Annotated in this window: 19 protein-coding genes; 13 read left to right on the forward strand and 6 right to left on the reverse strand. The window is 68.4% G+C overall.

The window, feature by feature from the left end; genetic code table 11:
- The first annotated feature begins 12 nt into the window (after window positions 1–12).
- Window positions 13–642 carry a DUF4097 family beta strand repeat-containing protein gene (locus NI2_RS02605; RefSeq protein ID WP_067485466.1) on the forward strand — a complete coding sequence of 210 codons (630 nt, stop codon included), beginning with the start codon at window positions 13–15 and terminating at the stop codon, window positions 640–642.
- 57 nt (window positions 643–699) lie between these two features.
- On the opposite strand, the gene NI2_RS02610 is transcribed toward NI2_RS02605, so the two are convergent.
- A complete protein-coding gene (locus NI2_RS02610; protein ID WP_067485468.1) occupies window positions 700–2,190 on the reverse strand; it encodes an MDR family MFS transporter in 1,491 nt (496 codons plus the stop codon).
- A gap of 291 nt (window positions 2,191–2,481) precedes the next feature.
- Between NI2_RS02610 and NI2_RS02615 the strand changes: the two genes are divergently transcribed.
- On the forward strand, window positions 2,482–3,408 hold the full coding sequence (locus NI2_RS02615) for an alpha/beta hydrolase (protein ID WP_067485470.1): 927 nt from the start codon (window positions 2,482–2,484) through the stop codon (window positions 3,406–3,408).
- Here NI2_RS02615 and NI2_RS02620 read toward each other — a convergent pair.
- Window positions 3,401–5,578, reverse strand: a complete 2,178-nt coding sequence (locus NI2_RS02620) for a hypothetical protein (protein WP_067485937.1) — start codon at window positions 5,576–5,578, stop codon at window positions 3,401–3,403. The genes NI2_RS02615 and NI2_RS02620 overlap by 8 nt on opposite strands.
- 182 nt (window positions 5,579–5,760) lie before the next feature.
- On the opposite strand from NI2_RS02620, the gene NI2_RS02625 reads away from it, so the two are divergent.
- The 6 genes from NI2_RS02625 to NI2_RS02650 all read left to right on the forward strand — a co-directional run bounded on the left by NI2_RS02625 (window position 5,761) and on the right by NI2_RS02650 (window position 13,159).
- On the forward strand, window positions 5,761–6,204 hold the full coding sequence (locus tag NI2_RS02625) for a GyrI-like domain-containing protein (protein WP_067485472.1): 444 nt from the start codon (window positions 5,761–5,763) through the stop codon (window positions 6,202–6,204).
- A complete protein-coding gene (locus NI2_RS02630; RefSeq protein WP_067485474.1) occupies window positions 6,201–6,641 on the forward strand; it encodes an AraC family transcriptional regulator in 441 nt (146 codons plus the stop codon). Before NI2_RS02625 ends, NI2_RS02630 begins: the two co-directional genes overlap by 4 nt.
- A gap of 309 nt (window positions 6,642–6,950) precedes the next feature.
- On the forward strand, window positions 6,951–9,098 hold the full coding sequence (locus NI2_RS02635) for an Rv1355c family protein (protein WP_067485476.1): 2,148 nt from the start codon (window positions 6,951–6,953) through the stop codon (window positions 9,096–9,098).
- Between the two features lie 68 nt (window positions 9,099–9,166).
- The gene (locus NI2_RS02640; RefSeq protein ID WP_067485939.1) at window positions 9,167–10,984 is read left to right on the forward strand and encodes a putative bifunctional diguanylate cyclase/phosphodiesterase; all 1,818 of its coding nucleotides are present in this window, start codon (window positions 9,167–9,169) and stop codon (window positions 10,982–10,984) included.
- Window positions 10,985–11,953 carry a GAF domain-containing protein gene (locus NI2_RS02645; protein ID WP_067485478.1) on the forward strand — a complete coding sequence of 323 codons (969 nt, stop codon included), beginning with the start codon at window positions 10,985–10,987 and terminating at the stop codon, window positions 11,951–11,953.
- Between the two features lie 78 nt (window positions 11,954–12,031).
- Entirely contained in the window at window positions 12,032–13,159 is a 1,128-nt protein-coding gene (locus tag NI2_RS02650) for a glycosyltransferase (protein WP_067485481.1), read from the forward strand.
- 12 nt (window positions 13,160–13,171) lie between these two features.
- Here NI2_RS02650 and rsmI read toward each other — a convergent pair whose 3' ends face one another.
- Window positions 13,172–13,999 carry a 16S rRNA (cytidine(1402)-2'-O)-methyltransferase gene (gene rsmI, locus NI2_RS02655; RefSeq protein ID WP_084475796.1) on the reverse strand — a complete coding sequence of 276 codons (828 nt, stop codon included), beginning with the start codon at window positions 13,997–13,999 and terminating at the stop codon, window positions 13,172–13,174.
- Between the two features lie 195 nt (window positions 14,000–14,194).
- Here rsmI and NI2_RS02660 point away from each other — a divergent pair, with 195 nt between their 5' ends.
- Window positions 14,195–15,745, forward strand: coding sequence for a dolichyl-phosphate-mannose--protein mannosyltransferase (locus NI2_RS02660; RefSeq protein ID WP_067485941.1), 1,551 nt, complete (start codon window positions 14,195–14,197; stop codon window positions 15,743–15,745).
- Window positions 15,746–15,749: 4 nt separating this feature from the next.
- Here the strand turns inward: NI2_RS02660 and NI2_RS02665 are convergent, their stop codons facing one another.
- Both NI2_RS02665 and arcA read right to left on the reverse strand, forming a co-directional pair.
- Entirely contained in the window at window positions 15,750–16,106 is a 357-nt protein-coding gene (locus NI2_RS02665; protein WP_067485942.1) for a GntR family transcriptional regulator, read from the reverse strand.
- Window positions 16,106–17,341, reverse strand: a complete 1,236-nt coding sequence (gene arcA, locus NI2_RS02670; RefSeq protein ID WP_067485485.1) for an arginine deiminase — start codon at window positions 17,339–17,341, stop codon at window positions 16,106–16,108. Before arcA ends, NI2_RS02665 begins: the two co-directional genes overlap by 1 nt.
- A gap of 120 nt (window positions 17,342–17,461) precedes the next feature.
- Between arcA and soxR the strand changes: the two genes are divergently transcribed.
- From soxR to NI2_RS02690, 4 genes are read left to right on the forward strand one after another with little or no spacing between them, the layout of a single operon-like run.
- Window positions 17,462–17,947: a redox-sensitive transcriptional activator SoxR gene (gene soxR, locus NI2_RS02675; RefSeq protein ID WP_067485487.1), complete on the forward strand. Its 486-nt coding sequence runs from the start codon at window positions 17,462–17,464 to the stop codon at window positions 17,945–17,947.
- Between the two features lie 32 nt (window positions 17,948–17,979).
- A complete protein-coding gene (locus NI2_RS02680) occupies window positions 17,980–18,732 on the forward strand; it encodes an isocitrate lyase/PEP mutase family protein (RefSeq protein WP_067485489.1) in 753 nt (250 codons plus the stop codon).
- Between the two features lie 36 nt (window positions 18,733–18,768).
- Window positions 18,769–19,278 (forward strand): helix-turn-helix domain-containing protein, encoded by a 510-nt coding sequence (locus NI2_RS02685; protein WP_067485491.1) that lies wholly within the window; start codon window positions 18,769–18,771, stop codon window positions 19,276–19,278.
- Entirely contained in the window at window positions 19,275–19,586 is a 312-nt protein-coding gene (locus NI2_RS02690) for a VapC50 family PIN domain-containing toxin (RefSeq protein WP_067485493.1), read from the forward strand. The genes NI2_RS02685 and NI2_RS02690 overlap by 4 nt, the downstream gene beginning before the upstream one ends.
- 21 nt (window positions 19,587–19,607) lie before the next feature.
- Here the strand turns inward: NI2_RS02690 and metG are convergent, their stop codons facing one another.
- Window positions 19,608–21,173, reverse strand: coding sequence for a methionine--tRNA ligase (gene metG, locus NI2_RS02695; protein WP_067485495.1), 1,566 nt, complete (start codon window positions 21,171–21,173; stop codon window positions 19,608–19,610).
- Window positions 21,174–21,186: the final 13 nt, after the last annotated feature.

Here is a 21,186-nt window from a genome sequence, read left to right on the forward strand (position 1 = left end):
GAGGAGCACCCGATGTACACCTTCGCCACCACCGCACCGGTCACCGTCAGCGTCGATGTCCTGTCGGCAGGCGTCACCGTCATCGCCTCCGACCGCAGCGACGCCGTCGTCACCGTCGCGCCGTCCGATCCGGGCAAGAAGGGCGACGTGCGCGTCGCCGAACAGACCGAGGTGAGCTTCGCCGACGGCAAGCTCACGGTGGTGACGCCCAAGAGCTGGCGCACCCACAGCCCGTTCGGTGGTAACCCGTCGATCGAGCTGACCATCGAGGTGCCCACCGGCTCACACCTCACCGGAACGGCCGGGGTGGGGCAACTGCGCGGCAACGGTGCGCTCGGCGCCTGCGACCTGACGATTTCCCTCGGCGACATCGTCCTCGAACGCCCCGCGGGGCCGGTCACCGCCAAGGTCGCCAAGGGCGACATCCGCATCGGTGAGGTGACCAGCGGCGAGATCCGGGTGGAGACCTCCATGGGCGAGCTGGAGGTGGGCATCCGTCCCGGCACCGCTGTGCAACTCGAGACCGAGGCGACCGTCGGCGCGGTGCGCAACACGATCGTGCCGGTCGCCCCGAACGGTGCGTCGGTGCGCCTGCACGCGCGGAACACCGTCGGCGACATCATCATCCGTCCCGCGGCCTGACCGGCCGGAACGACAAAGCCCCCGTCCACGAGGAACGGGGGCTTCGCGGGGATCAGGTCAGTTCTTGACCAGCTCCGGGGTTTCCTCCTCGGCGTCCTGCACCGCCGGGGCGGCGTGCGGGTCGGCCGCCGCGCGAGCGGGCAGCAGCACCGCCATCGCGATGACGATCAGGGCGAGGACGGCGGAGACACCGAAGGCCAGGCGCATACCGTCCAGGCCGGCCGTCGCCGGGTCGGTGCCCGCGTCGATGAGCGAGGTACTGCGCGCCGACATCACGGTGACCACCAGCGCGGTACCGAAGGCCGCGGCCACCTGCTGCAGGGTGCCGAGCATCGAGCTGCCGTGCGAGTACAGGTTCATCGGCAGGGCGCCGAGGCCGAGGGTGAACACCGGGGTGAACGTGGCCGCCAGCGACACCATCATCAGGATGTGCAGGCCGAGCAGCTGCCAGTAGGGCATATCCGTCGAGATCTGGGTGAAGCCGGCCAGCGAGACGGTGATGCCGATGGAGCCGGGGATCACCAGCACGCGCCCACCGAACTTGTCGAACAGCTTGCCGACGGTCGGACCGAGCAGACCCATCGCCAGACCACCCGGCATCACCAGCAGACCGGTTTCCAACGGGCTCAGGTGCCGCAGGTTCTGCAGGTACAGCGGCAGCAGGATCATCGAACCCATCATCGCCAGGAACGCGACCGACATCAGCACGAGTGCCTTGGTGTAGGTACCTGCCAGCAGCACACGCAGGTCGAGCAGCGGGGTGCCGGTGCGCTGCAACCGGATCTGACGCAGCGCGAACGCACCGATCATGGCCAGGCCGACGGCGACGATCACGATCGCGGTCGTGTAGTCGTCACCGTGGAACTTGCTCAGCCCGTACACCAGCCCACCGAAACCGAGCGCCGCCAGCGCGACACTGAGCAGGTCGATGGCTCCGGCCTCCGGCTCGCCGACGTTCTCGAGCTGGCGAAGACCCAGCCAGGTGACGATGCCGGTGATCGGCAGCATCAGCACGAAGAGCAGTCGCCACGAGTCGATCTGGGGCACGCTGATCTGCAGCACCAGCCCGGACACGACCGGACCCATCGCGGGCGCGACCGAGATGGCCAGGGTGACGTTGCCCATCACCCGGCCACGATCCTTCTCCGCGACAACGGTCATCAACGTGGTCATCAGCAGCGGCATCATCACCGCGGTGCCACCGGCCTGAATGATCCGGCCGATGAGCAGCACGGCGAAGGTCGGCGCGACGGCCGAGAGCACCGTGCCCGCCATGAAGGTGGCCATCGCCGTGGCGTAGGCCGTCCTGGTCGTGACCCGCTGCAGGAACCAGCCGGTGGTGGGGATGATCGCCGCCATGGTGAGCATGAACGCGGTGGACACCCACTGCGCGGCCACCTCGGTGACCTTCAGATCCTCCATCAGGCGGGGGATCGCGTTGATCATGATGGTCTCGTTGAGGATCACGACGAAGGTCGCGAGCACCAGGACCCGGATGACAGTTGGTGTCCGCTCCTTCGCGGCAGGTGCGGATATATCGGCTGGCATTCGGGTAAACCTCCGGGGCGGGGAACGGCGGGTGTGCGGGCACCACAAGAAAGAAGACGGGGGCCGTCGGTCCAACTCATCGGGCGCGGGCAAGTATTCCGGTCACCACCGACACAAATCATCTGGTTTTCCGGGCGCCGAGTGCTCGGCTATCGGCGGAAACAGCAGCTCACCAGCACCTCACAGGACATACGTCCAGGTCGCAGTGACCCTGGTCACCATCCGGTGGCGGTGTCGGGCGACCGCGTGTGTTTCCGTGTCGAACCCGGGAGCAGGGGGTATACCGGATCGGTGACTACATCGAGGGTGTGGCTTGCTGTGGTGTGCGCGATCGTCGCTGTTGTCGGCGGGGGCCGGGCGACAGCCGAGCCGGGGGCTCATGTGACGGGGGAGGTGCCGTTGGGCGGGCGGGCCGCCCAGCTCGACGTGTACTCGCCCGCGATGGGGCGGGTCGTGCAGAACAAGGTGATCAAGGCGGCGGGCGCGGGCGCGCCGACGCTGTACCTGCTCACGGGTGCCGGCGGTGGCGCCGACGGCATCTCCTGGTGGGACAACACCGATGTGCGGCACTTCTTCGCCGACAAGTTCGTCAATGTGGTGATGCCGGTCGGCGGTGCGTTCACCCTGTACACCGACTGGATCTCCGACGATCCCGCCGTCGGCCGCGTGCGGTGGGAGACCTACCTGACCGAGGAACTGCCCGGCGTGATCGACGGCGCGCTTGCCACCAACGGCCGCAACGCCATCGCAGGCGTATCGATGAGCGCGGCGTCGGCGCTGGATCTGGCGATCCAGGGCGGTCCGAGGTTCTCGGCGGTGGCGGCGCTGAGCGGATGCCCGTGGGCGGCCGACCCGATGGGTATCGCGATGGCGAGCGCCCAGGCCGTGCGCGGCGGCGGCAACCCGGGCAACATGTGGGGGGTTCCGGGCGGACCCGTCTGGCGCGAGCACGACGTCTTCGCCAATGCCGGTCGCCTCGCGGGCAAGTCGATCTTCCTCGCCGCTGCGACGGGCGCACCGGGCGCCGCCGACCGTGGTTTACCGATGCCGCCGCTCGAGACCATCGCGGGCGCCTGCACGGCCGCCTTCGCCGGGCGCCTCGCCCAGCTGGGTATCCCGGCCGTGCACGTGCACCGGCCCACCGGTTCGCACACCTGGGGTCAGTTCGAGGCCGACCTGCACGAGGCCTGGCCGCACCTGGCCGCCGCGATCAGCTGACCGCGACGCGAGGGCGTTCGGCGGCCGGCTCCTCGACCGCCGGTTCGTCCTCGCGCCGGTACCACCAGTGCAGCGCCGCGATCCCCAGCACGGCGAGCAGCGCCGCCGTGAGGCTGATCGACAGGCCGGGCGGGCGCCAGGTGATGGTGAGCTCGGCGTTGTGCGTGCCCGGCGGAATGTCGACGGCGAGGAAGGTGCCCGCCACCGCGCGGGTCGGGATCTCGCTCGGGCCGAGGGTGGCCGTGTAGCCGGGCCAGGCCAGGCGGGAGAACACGATCCGTCCGCCGGTGCCGGAGGAGACGGTCGCGCGGTTGGTGAGGCCGGCCTCCGGCATCACCGTGGCGTGGACACCGGATTCGTGCGCGATCATGTCGCCGGGGGAGGGCAGCGGATTCACGCGTTCCAGCACCCAGATCTGGTGTTCGTGGCCGGGGTAGCGGACGAACGCCCAGCCCGGCGGTGCGGGTTTCTCGCCCGCGTCCGGGTACTGCGCGCGTTGCAGCACAACGCGATCCAGTCGCATCAGGTCGGCGATCGGCGTGTCGGTCGAGGGTTCGACGGCGAACACCCGGCGATAGGCGTCCGGGCAGGTGCCACCGTCCCACGCCATGCACAGCAGACCGGCGAAGGCGGCGTGCCCGACAGGGGTGTACCCGTTCACGTACTGCAGGCCCATGTTCTTGGCGTAGCTGCCGAGCGCGATCGATCCGTAAGTGCCCGCGAGCGTGCGCTCCTCGTCACGCACCGCGATGCGGTCGGCCAGTTGCAGTGTGCGCCCGTCGAAATCGGGGAAGGCGGCGAGCATCTCCGAGCGCCGCTCCGGGAACCCGTAGGACAGTGGGGTTTCCGGAGCAGCCGCGACTTGTGCGAAGGCGATGGGCATGGTCGCGGCGATCATCGCCGTCGCCGCCGCTGCCACGCCACGATGACGCGCGAGCCACAGCGCGCCCGCTCCCATCGCCACGACCGCGACGACCGCGAGCACGTGCCGGACGAGGAGTTCCGGTGCGGCAGAGAAGGACCGGATGAACAGCAGCCCGATCAACGCGCCCGCCGCCGCGTACCGCCGCCGCGACGACGCGAACACCCCGTACCTGCTGAGCAGGACACAGACGAGCACGAGCACGGCGATGGCGAGCATCGGCAGCACCCGCGCGGGCCAGCGCAGCGGCCCGATCGCGCCAGGTCCCGCCGTCCACATCAGCGTCGCCACCCCGAACAGGGCGATGCCGCTCCACTCGCTCGCCGTCTTCGCCGCCGCCTTCCAATCTATGAAGGCCAGCGCCGGAATCACGAACCACGCGATGTAGACCATCGGCAGTGGTTGCACATGCCCCCACCACGCGGTGAACGCCGGAACCGTGCTCGGCAGACTGGCATTGAGCGATTCCGACCACGGCACCGTGAGGAACGGATCGTTGTGGATGGTCGAGACGTCACCGCGCCAGGTGGCCTGGGACGACAGCAGCAGCGGCAGATTCGCGATCAGCGAGGCGAGCGCGGCGAGACCGGCGGCGGTGAGCATCCGCAGCACCGGCACCCACTTGCGCTGATACAGGTACTCCCCGGCGGCCACGGCCACGATCATCAGCGCGGCTTCGACCGCCGGGAAGACGTATTGGATCGTCAGCGCCAGGTACAGGAACACGAACAGCGGGATCGGGCCGGATCGTTTGCGCGCGTAGAGCACCGCCGAGGCCCAGGCGTGCACGAGCCACGCGGTGCCCGTCTGGGAGGTGAACCAGCTCGCCTCGTCGAAGAACAGGAACCAGCCGCTGAAGGGGAACGCGACACCGGCCAGCGCCGCCCACGGTGCCCGCGCACCGTAGGCCAGGCAGATACGGAACACGCCGAGCGCCGCGATCGCGGAGAACACGAACTTCACGGCCGTGGCGTAACCGGCCAGATTGTCGAACGAGGGCGCGAGCAGATACACCAGCAGCTGGGCCGGGTTGTAGAGCCCGGCCTCCTCGAGGCTGTAGTTGCCCGCCATCCATTCCCACGGGACCATCGCCGGGAACCGGCCGGCGCGGAGCTCGGCGCCGAGCAGCTGCCACATCGGCACGTACTGCGCCTCGGTATCGTCGGTGTAGAAATGGCGCGCGTCGCCGAGCAACACCGCGATGTACCCCGCCAGGACCGCGAGAACGACAAGTCCTGCCCACCGCATCACTTGTTTTCGCGGTTCGAGCGCCGCGCGTACCCACACGAGCGCGGGAGCTTAGAGCATGGAGGTGAATCGGACAATGCCCCGCGTGGTGATGGACGTTTGACCAGCTCAGCTGTGGTTAGGTGGGGTCGACCGATGTTGATAGCATGGCGCAACCGTGCCGACCTTCGAGAGAGTCATCAATGCAGTTCGAAATCGTCGAGCGGGACGAGACCTGGGTGGCCGGTTTGCCGGTCCGCAGTCCCAAACGCGCACTCGGTAAGCTGCGCGACCACGACCTCGAAGCCGCCTGGTCGGCGGTCCTGCACCAGGATCTCGGCGGGCCACTGGCCAGCGCCTATACCGATTTCAGCGGCGAGCTGGGCACCTACAACACCCAGATCGTCGGCTATCAGTGCGATTCGCTCGACCAGGTCACCCGTGGCCATCTCGCCGCCCGGCTCCCGCGCGGCGCCTACGCCCGCTTCTCCTCGGTCGGTAACTTTCCCCAGGTGATGACGGATCTGTGGACCCAGATCGCCTACGCCGAGGAACACAACCAGATCAAACGCACCTTCACCGGCGATTTCGAGTGCTACCCGCACGCGTACAAGATCGACCTGTACCTGGCGGTCGATCCGCGATGACCTACACGATCGTGGTCCGCGGCGGGGCGCTCTACGGCGGCCTCGCCGTGCCGCGCGTGCATCCCAGTTTCAAGGTCTCCAACAGCGATCTGATCGAGTTCCTCAAGGACCGGCTGCGCGACCGTCCCGGCGGGCGCGAACCACTGCACACCGTTTACGTGCCGGACCCGGCCGGCAACTGGAACGCCCTCGTCGCCCGCGAATTCGCCACGCCCGACGAGGTGCCCGTCGGTGACCTCATGGTCAGCGTGCCCAAGGGCATCTACGCCCGCTTCGCGCCCAACGGCGACTACCACGACCCGGTCGAGGACGTGTGGGCCCAGGTCGACGACGCCACCGCCTCCGCCGAGATCTCGCGCGCCTACCGCGAGGAGATCGAGGTCTGGCACGGGCCGACCGACGTGGAACTGTTCGTCTCGATCCAAGTCGATAACTGATGAGTAGCTGCATTCGGACCGTACGGTCTGCGAAAATTTACTCAGTGCACCCTAACCGCTTCTGACCTGCGATTATTTCAACTGGCTCAGAAGGTTTCCGGGAAATTAGCCACTTGTCTGGTGGATTCGTAACCGATGACGGATACTGCACCAGTCGGCATCTATGGGACGCCGACCCCTTGCGGGCGTGAAGCATGGAGTAGGAACCCGATGGCTGTCGATGCAGCATGCGGCGAAACGCGGTTGCGGCGGATTCACCGTCACACCACCGCGGTCGCGACGGCACGTTTTCGTGGGGTCGATCGCTAGATGAACGAACAAGCACCACAGACGGCGGACTACCGGCCACGTCTGCTCGATCCGCGCGACCCCACCGACCGGGCAACCTTGCGGCAGCTCGCCGACACACCCGGCATCCAGACCGTCGACCTGCGCGCCGGACTGCGCGCCGAACTCGATCAGCTCACCGGCCCACCGCCGGGGCTCGACCCCGGCGAGGAACGGTGGGTGCACTACCCGTGGCGCAACGCGCTCGTCGCCGTCCTCGGGCCCGACGCCTTCGCCGCGATCCGCTCGGACCGCAACCGCAACAAGCTCACCCGAGACGAACAGCGGCGGCTGCGGGAACTGCGCGTCGGCGTCGTCGGGCAGAGCGTCGGCCATTCGGTGGCCTACACGCTGGCGCTCGAGGGCACCTGCGGGCTGCTGCGCCTGGCCGACTTCGACACCATCGAGCTGTCGAACCTCAACCGGGTCCCGGGCGGGCTGTTCGACGTCGGCGTGAACAAAGCGGTGGTGACCGCCCGCCGCATCGCCGAACTCGACCCCTACCTGCCGGTGGAGATCTGGCAGACCGGTGTGCTCACCGAGACCGCCGACCAATTCCTCGACGGGCTCTCCCTCGTCGTCGAGGAATGCGATTCGCTCGACATCAAATTCGCGGTCCGCGAAGCCGCCCGCCGCAGGCGCATCCCGCTGCTGATGGACACCAACGACCGCGGCCTGTTCGACGTCGAACGCTACGATCTCGAACCCGGTCGCGAACCCTTCCACGGTCTGCTCGGTGCGACCACCGGCGCCCAGCTCGCCGGTCTCGACACCAGGTCCAAGGCGCCACACGTGCTGCGCATCCTCGACCCGGCCCAGCTGTCCGCGCGCATGGCCGCCAGCCTGGCCGAGGTCGGCGAAACCATCACCACCTGGCCGCAATTGGGCGGTGAGGTGCAGCTGGGTGCCGCGATCGTCAGCGCGGCGGTCCGCCGGATCGGGCTCGGGGTGAAGCTGTCGTCGGGCCGAACACGCATCGATCTCGAGGCCGCCCTCGATTCGCTCGCCGAACCCGGCTACCTCGACGACGACGCCGACGACCACGCCACCGAACTCGACGACGAGCCACCGCCCACCGACACCATCGGCGCGATCCTCGCCTGCGCGCAGCGCGCGCCCTCGGGCGGCAATGTGCAGCCGTGGATCCTGCGCGGCGACGACGAGCTCATCGAGATCGCCCTCGATCCGACGGACACGACGGCGATGGACGTCGACCTGCGCGGCAGCGCGGTCGCCGTCGGTGCCGCGCTGTACAACGCCACTGCGGCGGCCGCCGCTCACGGTTTGCTCAGCGACACGCAACTGCTCGTCGACGAGCCGTCGGCACCCCTGATCGCCCGCCTGCGACTGCGTCCCGGCACCGACGCCGAGCTCGCCGCCGACTACCCCCTCGCCTGCGCGCGCCACACCAACCGGCGCCTCGGCAATGCCGCCGACCTCCCGGATTCGGTGCTGCCCGCCCTCGCGCAAGCAGCGGGCGAGCAGGCGATCGTGCACGCGATCACCGGGCGCGAACGCCTCGCCGAGGCCGCGGATCTGCTCGGTGCCAGCGATCGCGTCCGCTATCTCACTCCGCAGCTGCACCAGCAGCTCTACGCCGAATTGCGCTGGCCGGGCGAGGATATCCGCACCGGCATCGACGTGCGGACCCTCGACCCGGCACCGGACGAACTCGCGAAACTCCAAGTCGGCAGCCGCAGTGATGTGATGGACCGGTTGCGTGAGTGGTCGGCAGGCACCGCGCTCGGCGAATTCACGGTCGATCGGGTGCGGTCGAGTTCCGCGCTGGTCGCCGTGGGGTTCCGGAAACGCGGCGGCGGCGCACCGGATCTCGCCGACTACGCGCGGGCCGGTGCCGCCGTCGAAAAGGTCTGGTTGCGGGCGCAACTGCTGGGGCTGGCGGTGCAGCCGGTATCTCCGGTGTTCCTGTACGCGAACCGGCCCGAGGATTTGCGCCGCGTTTCTCCCGAGTTCACAGATACACTTGCCAGCATTCAGAGGCGTTTCCTGGACATCATGGAAATCTCTGGGGATGAGAACGTGGCATTGGTTCTTCGTCTGAGCTACGCCGCCGCTGCGAGCGTTCGCAGTCGACGGTTGCCGGTGCCTGGCAGTAGGAACGACGGATAGCGCGGATCGGAGACAGCGTGCATCGGCAATCGCTCGACTCACTGGTGACCCAGGTCGCCTCCGAGTTGATGGGTGTCGACGCCACGACCATGGTGGCGGCGAGCGAGCGGGTGCTCGCCGCACTCGTCGAACATTTCGACGTCGATTTCAGCTATCTGCGCCATACCGACCGCACCCGCCGCGCCACCGTGCTCGTCGCCGAATGGCCGCAGCGCGCGGATACTCCGGTGCCCGACCCGTTACGGGTGGTGGAGTTCGACAAGGCCGACTCGGTATTCCGCGCTCTCGAATTCGCCACCGAACCGCTGATCGTCCGGCCCGGTAACGACAGCGAGGACTACCAGGAAACGATCCGCAAATCCTCCGGCATCCCGCAGGTCGCCATGGCCTGTGTGCCGCTGGTCTCGCGGGGTGAGTCCACCGGTGTGCTCGGCTTCGTGAAGATGGGCGACCGCACCTGGACCAAGCGCGAACTCAATGTCCTCAAGGCGATCGCCGCCCTGTTCGCGCAACTGCAGGCGCGCGTGGTCGCCGAGGAGAAGCTGCGCTATATCGCCCTGCACGACGATCTCACCGGCCTGGCCAACCGGCGCGCCCTGCTCGAATACATGGAACGCAGGCTCGCGCCCGAAAACCCGGGCCCCGTCGCCACCTTCTTTCTCGATCTCGACCGGCTCAAGGCCCTCAACGATTTCCTCGGCCACAGCGCGGGCGACAATTTCATCCGCACTCTCGCCCGCAGGCTGAAACAGAACCTCGGGCCCGACGACATGATCGCCCGCCTCGGTGGCGACGAATTCGTGATCGTGCCCGCCGAACCGATGGACGCGGTCGCCGCCGAACTCGAGGCCGCGCGCATTCAGCAACTCATCGGGCGCCGGGTCTCGGTGGGCCAGGAGTCGGTGAGCCGTGGTGTGAGTGTGGGTGTGGCGCTGGGCATTCCGGGCGAGACTTCGGTGTCGGACGTCCTGCGCCGAGCGGATCACGCCCTTCTGTCCGCCAAATCCGGTGGGGGCAACGGCGTCGCGGTGTTCACCGACGCCATGCGCGCGCAGTTCGAACTCCAGGACGATGTGGAGCTGAACCTGCGCAGCGCGGTCTCCGACGGGTCGCTGATCCTGCACTACCAGCCCGAGGTCGACCTGCGCACCGGCCGGATCGTCGCGCTCGAGGCGCTGGTGCGCTGGCAGCATCCCACCCGTGGCCTCTTACCGCCTGGTGCGTTCGTTTCGGTGGCCGAGGCGACCAACCTGGCGGGCGAGCTCGGTCGCTGGGTGATCCGTTCGGCCTGTTCACAATTCGCCGACTGGCGGCGGCGTGGCCTGGCGGCCAATGTCGTCATCCGGATCAATGTGTCGCCGGTGCAGCTGGTGAGCGCCGATTTCGTCGAGCGGATCGAAGACATCCTCCGCCTGTTCGAGATCGACGGCAGCTCGGTGTGCCTCGAGATCACCGAACACGTTGTCGTGCAAGACCTCGTGCGCACCCGGGTGACCCTGCGCGGGCTCAAGCGGATGGGCGTGCAGATCGCCATCGACGACTTCGGCACCGGTTACAGCTCGCTGTCGCATCTGAAGGCCCTGCCGGTGGACGCGGTGAAGATCGACCGGGGTTTCGTGCAGCGTCTCGGCGACAGCAACGACGACCTCGCCATCGTGAAATCCATTATCGGCCTTGCCGGTTCGTTCGGGCTCGGCGTGGTCGGCGAGGGGGTGGAGACCCCCATGGCGGCCCGGACCCTTGTCGGTCTCGGCTGCTACCGCGCCCAGGGCTTCCTGATCGCACGACCGATGCCCGCCGAGGAGGTCGAGGTTCAGCTTCGGGAGGGGCGTATTCCGCTCGATCTCGATCTCCCACGTGCCGGACGCGGCGTGGCACCCAGCTGAATGACCGCCGACGGGTGGTTACTGGTCGAGACCCTCACCGAGGATCTCGAACCGGCTCTTGTCGCCGACGACGCGCGGATCAGGGAATGGATCGCCCCCCGACGCTGGCCACGCGCGCTCGGCGCCGCCAAGGCGAAACTGCTGCGTGACGCGGTACGCGGCGGGGAATCCGCGCGTCTGGGCGACACCGTCGTTGTCGTCGAACCCGTGCGGTGCGCACTGGGCGGGACACACGGCGTCCAGGTCTGGATCGGGCCGGCCGACGCGCCCGTGCCGCCACGCCGTCACGTCGCCGCCTGGGATTGGGATGCCCGCACCGAACTCGCCCATCACGGGCCGGGACTGGAGGAACTGATCTTCGCGCGCGAGCCCGGGGCCGTGCGGGTGGTGCGCACACCGCCCGAGGCGTTCGGGCGCATGGTCCGTTTCGACGGCCGGGTCGACTATTTCGCGATGGCGAGCACCCTCGAGCCCGGCGGGCGCTGGCAGGGAGCGGTCGACGTGCTCGGCGACGACGAACAGGTCCGGCGGTTCCAGATGGTCGCGCGGGCCCGGCCGGAGCTGCGCCGGGTGAGCGGATTGATGCACGCCGTCCCCGAACTCGGCGGCGAAACCGTCGACCTCGAGGTCGCGATGCTGCGCGCCGTGTCCAAGGGCGTGGACGTCGGCGCCGGGCTGATCCTGCTCGCCAGCGGCGTCATCTACGAATGGGTGGCTGATCCACCGCCGCCGCTGGATCGCTGGGCCGTCGAACGACCGACCATCGACCCCGCCGATCTGACCGCGTTGCGTGCCGCCTGTGCCGAGCTGGTGCACGCTCCGGACACGACGCGGCGGCTCACGCTGCGGGTGCGCTTCGCCGAGGGCGAGTGGATCCGCGCGCACGCCGAGCTGGCGACGGTCACCACGGCCGCCACCGGGCACGGATTGCTCCGGGTGCGGCCCTCCGTCGACGGCGAATCGGGTTAAACGGCTCTTTCACGGGTGTTCACGTGCCATTCCACGGGCGGGAGCCGCGAGTAACCCGGACGGCTGGACCATCGGCATGTGCGCATCGTGCAGCTAGCGAATTTCTACGGCCCACGATCCGGTGGGTTGCGCACCGCGCTGCACCACCTGGGGGAAGGGTATGTGGCCGCCGGGCACGAGGTGGTGCTGATCGTGCCCGGGCCGCGCCGCAGCGAGGAAGTGCTGTCCACCGGCGCTTTGCGAATCACATTGCCGGCGTTCGGTATTCCGTTCACCGGCGGGTACCGCGCGGCCGACCCGCGGGCGGTGGCCGACGTACTCGCCGGGCTGCGGCCCGATGTGCTCGAGGTGTCCGACCGGCTCACCCTGCGCGGTTTCGGACGGTGGGCCGGGCGGCGCGGCGTGACCAGCGTGATGATCTCGCACGAACGGCTCGACCGGCTGCTCGGTCAGGTGCTCCCCGGACCAGCCGCCCGTCGCTGCGCCGACGTGGCCAACCGGCGCACCGCCGACGACTACGACATGGTCGTGTGCACCACCGATTTCGCCCGCGAGGAGTTCCTGCGGATCGGTGCCCCCAATGTCGAACTCGTTCCGCTCGGTGTGGACCTCGACCTGTTCAGCCCGCGCAGGCGCGACCGACAGCTTCGTGCCGACCTCGGCGTGGACGGTTACCCACTGCTCGTGCACTGCGGGCGGCTGTCGGTGGAGAAACGGGTGGACCGCAGCATCGAGGCGATCGGCGCCCTGCACCGCGCGGGCATGCCGACCCGCCTGGTCGTCGCGGGCGACGGCCCCCGCCGCGAAGCCCTCGAACGCCGCGCCCGCACCCTGCCGCCCTTACCCGGCGGCGAACCCGCCGTGCACTTCACCGGTTTCATCAGCGACCGCGCCGAGGTGGCGACCCTGCTCGCCACCGCCGACGTCTCCCTGGCCCCCGGCCCCCACGAAACCTTCGGTCTCGCCGCCCTGGAAGCCCTGGCCGCGGGCACCCCCGTGGTGGCCAGCCGCTCCTCGGCCCTGGCCGACATCATCACCGCCGAATGCGGCGCCGTAGCCGCCGACCGTCCCCGAGCCTTCGCCCGAGCCGTCACCGACGTCCTCGCCATGCCGACCACCGACCGTCGCCAAGCCGCCCGCCACCGCGCCGAACAATTCACCTGGCCCCGGGCGGTGGCAGGCATGCTCGCGGTCCTGAACCGCTGACCGCTTCCGTTCTCACTCGGCGGAGCGGGCGGCGAGTACGGCGTCGTACAGTTCGCGGCGGGAGGCGCCCCGGCCTGCCGATACTTCCGCACAGGCGTCTTTGAGGCGCATACCGCTCGCGACGAGGGTTTCCACTTCGTCGACGAGTTGGGCCGGTTCGGCCGTAACCGGTTGGGCGCCTTCGAGAACCACGGTGATTTCGCCGCGCGCGCCGTCTACCGCCCATTCGGCGAGTTCGCCGAGGGTGCCGCGGACGACCTCTTCATAGGTTTTGGTGAGTTCGCGGCAGACGGCGGCGCGGCGGTCCGGGCCGAGGACGGTGACGGCGTCGGCGAGGCAGTCGGCGAGGCGGTGGGGTGCTTCGAAGAAGACGCAGGCGCGTTGTTCGGAAGCCAAGGTGCGCAACCACTCCCGGCGCTGGCCGCCTTTGCGCGGTGCGAAACCGTCGAAGCAGAAACGTTCGACCGGCAGGCCCGACAGGGCGAGCGCGGTGGTGACGGCCGACGGGCCGGGCAGGCAGGTGACGGGCAGGTCGCGTTCCACCGCGGCGGCCACCAGTCGATAACCGGGGTCGCTCACCGACGGCATGCCCGCGTCGGTCACCAGGAGCACCGTGAGCCCGCTCGTGATGTCGTCGAGCAGGGCGGGGATGCGGGCCGTCTCGACATGGTCGTAGAAGCTGACGACGCGGCCGGTGATCTCCACCCCGAGCGCCTTGGCGAGCGATCTGGTGCGGCGGGTGTCCTCGGCGGCGACCACATCGGCCGTGCCGAGCGCGTCGCGCAGACGCTGCGACGCATCGCCGATATCGCCCATCGGGGTTGCCGCTAGGACCAACACGGTGGGGTTCCGCCTCTCCGGGAGTTCGGCCGCAGGCGGTGCGTGCGGCGCGCGGTGCCAGTGGATGGCGCGACGCCCATTCTGTCAGGTGACCCGGTCCCGACCGGTGTCGGCTCGGCCCGAGTCGGTGGCACCGCCTACGATCGGGGCGTGATCCCGGTGACCGAAGCCCGTTCGACGCGCCCGGTGTCGGCCGTGGTGAGCCCGGTGCCGCTGCGACCGGCCCCCGATTTCGGGCCGCTCGACACCGCGCGGGGCTGGGCGGTCACCCTGGTGCTCACGGTGATCGCGGGCGTCACCCGCTTCCTGAACCTGAACTATCCCACCGACGCGCGCACACCGGTTTTCGACGAGAAGCACTACGCCCCGCAGGCCTGGCAGATGGTCACCGGCGGCGGAGTCGAGGACAACCCCGCCTACGGCCTGGTGGTGCACCCCCCGGTCGGCAAACAGTTCATCGCCCTCAGCGAGGCTCTGTTCGGCTACAACGCCTGGGGCTGGCGCGGCACCGCTGCCCTGGCGGGCACCGTGCTGGTGCTGCTGGTGATCCGGATCGTGCGCCGGATGTCGCGCTCCACCTTGATCGGCGCGTTCGCGGGCATCCTGCTCATCGCCGACGGCCTGACCTTCGTGTCCTCACGCATCGGCATGCTCGACATCTTCATGGCACTGCTGGTCACCGCCGCGTTCGGCTGCCTGATCGTCGATCGCGACGAGGTGCGTGAGCGAATGGCCGCCGCCGACCTGGCCGGTCGCGTGGGGCTCACCGACTGGGGACCCCGGCTGGGGGTGCGCTGGTGGCGTTTCGGCGCCGGTGTGCTGCTCGGTCTGGCCTGTGGAACCAAATGGTCGGGCATCTACTTCATCATGTTCTTCGGGCTGATGAGCGTGGCGTTCGACGTGAGCGCCCGGCGCGCGTACGGGGTGCGCAGGCCGTGGGTCGGCACGCTGGTGCGCGATGTGGGGCCGGCGCTGTACGCCCTCGTCGTCATTCCGCTCGTGGTGTACCTGTCGTCGTATTGGGCGTGGTTCGCCAGCGAGACCGGGACCTACCGCCACGCGGTCGGCAATCAGATCGGCACCGGTGGGGCATTCGCGTTCCTGCCCGACGCCCTGCGCTCGCTCTGGTACTACCAGGGCGAAACCCTGGACTTCCATTCGACTCTCACCAATTCGGCGGGCAATCATCACCCGTGGGAATCCAAGCCGTGGACCTGGCCGATGGGTCTGCGCCCGATGCTCTACTACTACGCCGACGGCACCGTCACCGGATGCGGCGAGGCGCAGTGCGTGAAGGCCGTGATGGCCATCGGCACCCCGGCGCTGTGGTGGCTCGCACTGCCTGCGCTGGGCTGGATGATCTGGCGCAGCGTCACCCGGCGGGACTGGCGGTACGCGGCGGTGCTCGTCGGCTACGGCGCCGGTCTGCTGCCCTGGTTCCTCACCCTCGACCGGCAGATGTACTTCTTCTACGCCGTCGTGCTCGCCCCGTTCCTCGTGATGGGTGTCGCGCTTGTCCTCGGCGACATCCTCGGTTCGTCGCGGCCGGTGGGGATACCACGCAGTCCGACGGGCACCTACCTGCCCGCCCCGGTCGACGAGCGCTACGCCCTCGGGCTGCTGATCGTCTCGATCTACCTGGGCCTGGTGATCGCGAATTTCGTCTGGCTGTGGCCCATTCTCACCGGGATGCCGATCAGCCCCGCCACGTGGCAGGACCACCTCTGGTTACCGAGCTGGCGCTGACACCTCAGCCGAGCGCACGGTGGACGAAGTCGATGGCGTCGCTGTCGGTGAGGCCGAGCCTGCGGATGGTCGTCACGTAGTCGACGGCGGCGCGGCCGGCGATATCGCGGGTGGGGTCGCCCGACGACGCGATGAAAGAGCCCTGGCGGCCACGGGTTTCGAGTACACCGTCGGCCTCGAGTTCGCGGTAGGCACGGGCGACCGTGTTCGGTGCGATACCGAGGTCGGCGGCCAGCGCCCGCACGGTGGGGATCTTGGTGCCCGCCGTGAGCGTGCCCGCGCGGACCTGTTCGATCACCGCCATGCGCAACTGTTCGTAGGGCGGCTGGGTGGAATCGGCGGACAGCTCGACGTGGAACATCACACCTCGTCTCGGGACAGCGGGCAGGACATGCATCGGGGGCCGCCGCGCCCGGACCCCAGCTCCGAACCCTGGATGGTGAGCACCTCGATCCCCGCGTCGGTCAGGCGGGAGTTGGTCATCTCGTTGCGTTCGTAGGCCACGACGACGCCGGGGGCGAGCGCGAGGGTGTTGTTGCCGTCGTCCCACTGCTCGCGTTCGGCGGCGGGTCCGTCGCGGCCGGTGTCGATCACCCGCAGGGTCGGGATGCCCATCGCGGCGGCAGCGGCGGGCAGGAACGGTTCGGGGCCACTGATGCTGATGCGTTCGGTGTCACCACGTCCGGCGAAGCCGTCCTCGCGGCGAATCGTGAACGCCTGCAAGGTTTCCCGGACGCCTGGGTACATCACCACCGCATCGGTGTCGACCATGGTGCACACGGTGTCCAGGTGCATGGTCGCGCGGTTCTGGGCGATCGGCACCACCAACACGGTGTGCGCGAGGTCGTCGTCGAAAAGACTGCGCGCCAACGCTTCCGCGCCGGCGGGGGTGGTTCGCTCGCCCACGCCCACCGCGACGACGCCGGGAGCGAGCAACAGCACATCACCGCCTTCGATGGGGGCCGTGTGTGATTCGTAGGCCCGGCGCACGCCGAGGAAACGGGGGTGGAAGGCGTAGACGAGGTCGGTGATGGAGGTTTCGCGACTGCGCGCGGGCAGGGCGAGGGAGGTGATCGCCACCTTGGGACCGACCCAGAACGACGAGTCGCGGGTGAACAGCAGGTTGGGCAGCGGGTCGATGACGAAATCGGCACCGTGATGCATCCGCCGCACCAGCGACGTGGAGTCGGGACCGAACGGCAGTTCGTCGAAAGTCATTCCCGCCATGAGGATGTCGGCCAGTTCGGGGGCCTCGACCTTACGGAGTTCGGCGGCGAGCTGGTCGGCGAGATCGTGGCCGAGCCTGCGCGCGTCGACGGCGGCGGAGATGCCCTGGATACGGGCGGCGCCGCTGGTCGCGAGGGTTTCGGTGAGCAGGTCGGCGAGCAGCAGCACCTCCACGCCGCGCCCGCGCAGGACGGCGGCGAAGGCATCGTGTTCCTCCTGGGCACGTTCCACCCAGGGGATGCCGTCGAAGAGCAGCTGATCGTTGTTGCTCGGGGTGAGCCTGCGCAGCTCATCGCCGGGCCGGTGCAGCAGCACCGTGCGCAATGTGCCGACCTCGGAGGTGACAGCCAGGCGCGAGTCCGTTCCCATGCCGAAACCGTAATGCGAGCGGGGCGCGCCTGCCAGGAGGACCCGCACCGAGTCACCCCGTTTTCGTACACCACACAAGTACCTCAAGTATGGTTGAGGTGAAAGCGGGAGGAGACAGGAATGACGACGGCCGATTGGCAAACGAAGGAGCTGACCCCCGGGCAGCTCTCCGAGCGTAGTGGAGTTGCAGTGTCCGCGTTGCACTTCTACGAACGCGAAGGTCTCATAACGAGTCGTCGAACCAGTGGCAATCAACGCCGCTACGCACGCGAGACGCTGCGGCGGGTGGCGTTCATCCGCATCTCCCAGCGCGTCGGCATCCCGCTCAGCGATATCCGCTCCGCCCTCGACCGGCTGCCCGAGGGCCGCACACCGACCCGACGCGATTGGGAGGCCGTGTCGACCACCTGGCGTGCGGACCTCGACGAACGAATCACCCAGCTCACGCGCCTGCGCGACAATCTCACCGGTTGCATCGGCTGCGGCTGCCTGTCGCTGGGTTCGTGCAAGCTCGTCAACGAACACGACCGCCTCGGCGCGGAGGGGCCGGGCGCGCGCGTGCTCGACGTACACCTGAACTGCCCACCGAAAAGTGGCTGCGCCTAGCCACTGCCGCACGGCTGGGGCATCATCGCGGTATGACTTCACTCGAGACCCGCGCCAAGTCCCTGCTCGCGCTGCACCGTCCCGGCGACCCGGTGGTCCTGCCGACGGTATGGGACGCCTGGTCGGCGAATGTCGCTGTGAGTGCGGGCTTTTCGGGACTGACGATGGGCAGTCACCCGGTCGCGGACTCGATCGGGCGCCCCGATGGTGAGGGGATGAGCTTCGACGAACTGCTCGCGCGTGTCGCGCAGGTGACCGCCTCGGTGGAAGTGCCGGTGTCGGTCGACATCGAATCCGGGTACGGCCTCGAACCGTTGCAGCTCATCGACGGCCTGCTCGGTGCGGGCGCCGTCGGCCTCAATATCGAGGACACCGTGCACAGCGAGGGCAAGCGGCTGCGCGAGGCCCAGGAGCACGCCGACCTGGTGCGCGGCCTGCGCGAGGCCGCCGACGCCACCGGCGTGCACGTGGTGGTCAATGCCCGCACCGACCTGTTCCTGCGTCAGGACGGCGAGGAGGTCGATCGTGTCGACCGCGCCGTCGCCCGCCTGACCCTCGCCGCCGAAGCGGGCGCCGACGTGCTCTACCCCGTCGGCCGCCACAGCGACGAAACCCTGCGCCGCCTGACCACCGAACTGCCGCGCCCGGTCAACGCGATCGGCCAACCAGGAACTCCCGCCAAGTCCTATTTCGCCGACCTCGGCGTAGCCCGGATCAGCTTCGGCCCCTTCCTCCAGGCGGCTCTCGCCACCGAAGCGACCCGTCTGCTCGAGACCTGGAAGTAGGTCGCGAATTTTTCGAATTACCGTCCTGCTTGGTCTATGACCAGCACAAATCGCGAGATTCTCAGGAACGGCACCGTCCTGCCGCCAGAAGATCTGCGTGAACTGCTGGACCTTTCCAGATTCCTTGAACAGCACACCGAGACGGCCGCTCTGCTCGGACCCGACGGAGAACAGATCCCGCTGCCCGCCGAGGTGTACGAGGTCTTGGTCCAAGTGGTCGGCGCCATGCGGAAGCGCCGGGCCGTCACCATCGCGCCGGTAGAGCAGCGCCTGACCACCCAGCGGGCCGCGGATCTGCTCGGGATCAGCCGCCCGACGCTGATCGAGTTGCTGGAAGCGGGAAAGCTGCCCTGCGACAAGCCGTCCGGCAGCCGCCACCGGCGACTGCTGCTCAGCGATGTGCTCGAGTACCAGCAAAGGCGGCGGGCCGAACGCAGCGGTGTGCTCGACCAGTTGGTCAGCGACGCCGAGGACGACGGCCTCTACGATCCTCCTCCGGAGGACTATCTCCAAGCGATTCGGGAGGCACGCTCAGCGCGCAGTTGACCGAGGAACGGATCGCCCGCCGCGTCGATGGCATGAACGCAGCTTTCGAGGACGCCTGTGTCAACAACGTCAAGCACTTCCCGGCTGAGGCTCTCGAGCGATGGGGGATCCATGCCATCGCGTCAGACGACTTTCTGCTCGACGTGCTCGATCTCAACCCGAGCATGGTACTCTCGAGTCTGATCGAAATGGTTGGTCGGCGGAAGAATCCGCCCGTCACCGTCGATGACATCCCGCGGGCGCCGGACCTCGAGAACGCTCCTCGATTCGTCCGCGAGATCCGCTCGATCCTCGACGAGGGCATCTGACGTTCTGCCCTCAGGTTTCATCTACTCCTTCGGCTCCACGTACCGGGGAAACACCGGTTCCGGGGCCGGGAGGTCGGTTCCGGGGACGAGGGGGGTGGGGATGTCGGCGAAGGTGCGGGCCTCTTGACCGAGGAGGTCGAGGATCTTCGCGGCGGAGCCGGGCATCACCGGCTGGACCAGGATCGCGACGATGCGGACCACCTCGAGGGTGACGTAGAGGACCGTCGCCATGCGGGCCAGGTCTTCCTCGGTGCCCGACTTGCGCAGGGCCCAGGGCGCATTGGCGGAGAAGTAGCGGTTGGTCTCGCCGAGGGTGAGCCAGACGGCTTCCAGGGCCAGGTGCATCTGCTGGGCGTCGAATTCGGTGCGGCACTTGTCGAGCAGGCCCGCCGCGCGGTCGAGCAGGGCGCGGTCGTCGGCGGTGAATTCGCCCGGCGTGGGGACCTCGGCGTCGCAGTTCTTGTTGACCATGGTCAGGCTGCGCTGCACCAGGTTGCCGAATTCGTTGGCCAGGTCGCTGTTGATGCGGCCCGCGATGGCCTCGTTGCTGTAACTGCCGTCCTGGCCGTAGGAGATCTCACGCAGCAGGAAGAAGCGCACCTGGTCGAGACCGTAGGTGGAGACCAGTTCGAGCGGGTCGACGATATTGCCCGTCGACTTCGACATCTTCTCGCCCTTGTTGTACAGGAACCCGTGCACGAACACGCGTTCCGGCAGTTCGATGCCCGCCGACATCAGGAACGCGGGCCAGTACACCGTGTGGAAGCGGGTGATGTCCTTGCCGATGATGTGCACGTTCGCCGGCCAGAACTTGCGGAACCGCTCGGAGTCGGTATCCGGGAAGCCGACGCCGGTCAGGTAATTGGTGAGCGCGTCGACCCACACGTACATCACGTGATCGGGATGGCCGGGCACCGGAACACCCCAGTCGAAGGTGGTGCGCGAGATCGACAGGTCCTTCAGCCCGGCCTTGACGTAACTCACGATCTCGTTGCGCCGGGTGGCCGGGGCGATGAACTCCGGATGCGTCTCGTAGAGCTCGAGCAGTTTGTCCTGGTACTGCGAGAGCTTGAAGAAGTAGTTCGACTCCTCGGTCCAGGTGACCGGGGTCTGCGTCTCGGTTGACACGCGGGTGCCGTCGTCGAGGAGGGTGGTCTCCTCCTCGGTGTAGAACGCCTCGTCGCGCACCGAGTACCAGCCGGAGTAGTTGTCGAGGTAGATGTCGCCGTTGGCGAGCATGCGCTCCCAGATGGCGACGCTCGCGGCCTTGTGGTCCTCGTCGGTGGTGCGGATGAAACGGTCGAAGGAGACGTCGAGGGCCTTGTCCATGGCCTCGAACACGTCGGAGTTGCGTGCGGCGAGTTCCTGTACCGGAACGCCTTCGGCGGCCGCGGTCTGCTGCATCTTCTGGCCGTGCACGTCGGTGCCGGTCATGAAGAAAACGTCGTAGCCGTCGAGACGCTTGAAGCGGGCAAGCGCGTCGGTGGAGATGTACTCGTACGCGTGCCCCATATGCGGTGCACCGTTCGGGTAGGCGATGGCCGTGGTGATGTAGAAGGCCGGCTGCTGCTCGCTTCGCTCGCTCATGATGGCAACTACT

The sequence above is a fragment of the Nocardia ignorata NBRC 108230 genome, assembly GCF_001612905.1.
GTDB lineage: Bacteria > Actinomycetota > Actinomycetes > Mycobacteriales > Mycobacteriaceae > Nocardia > Nocardia ignorata.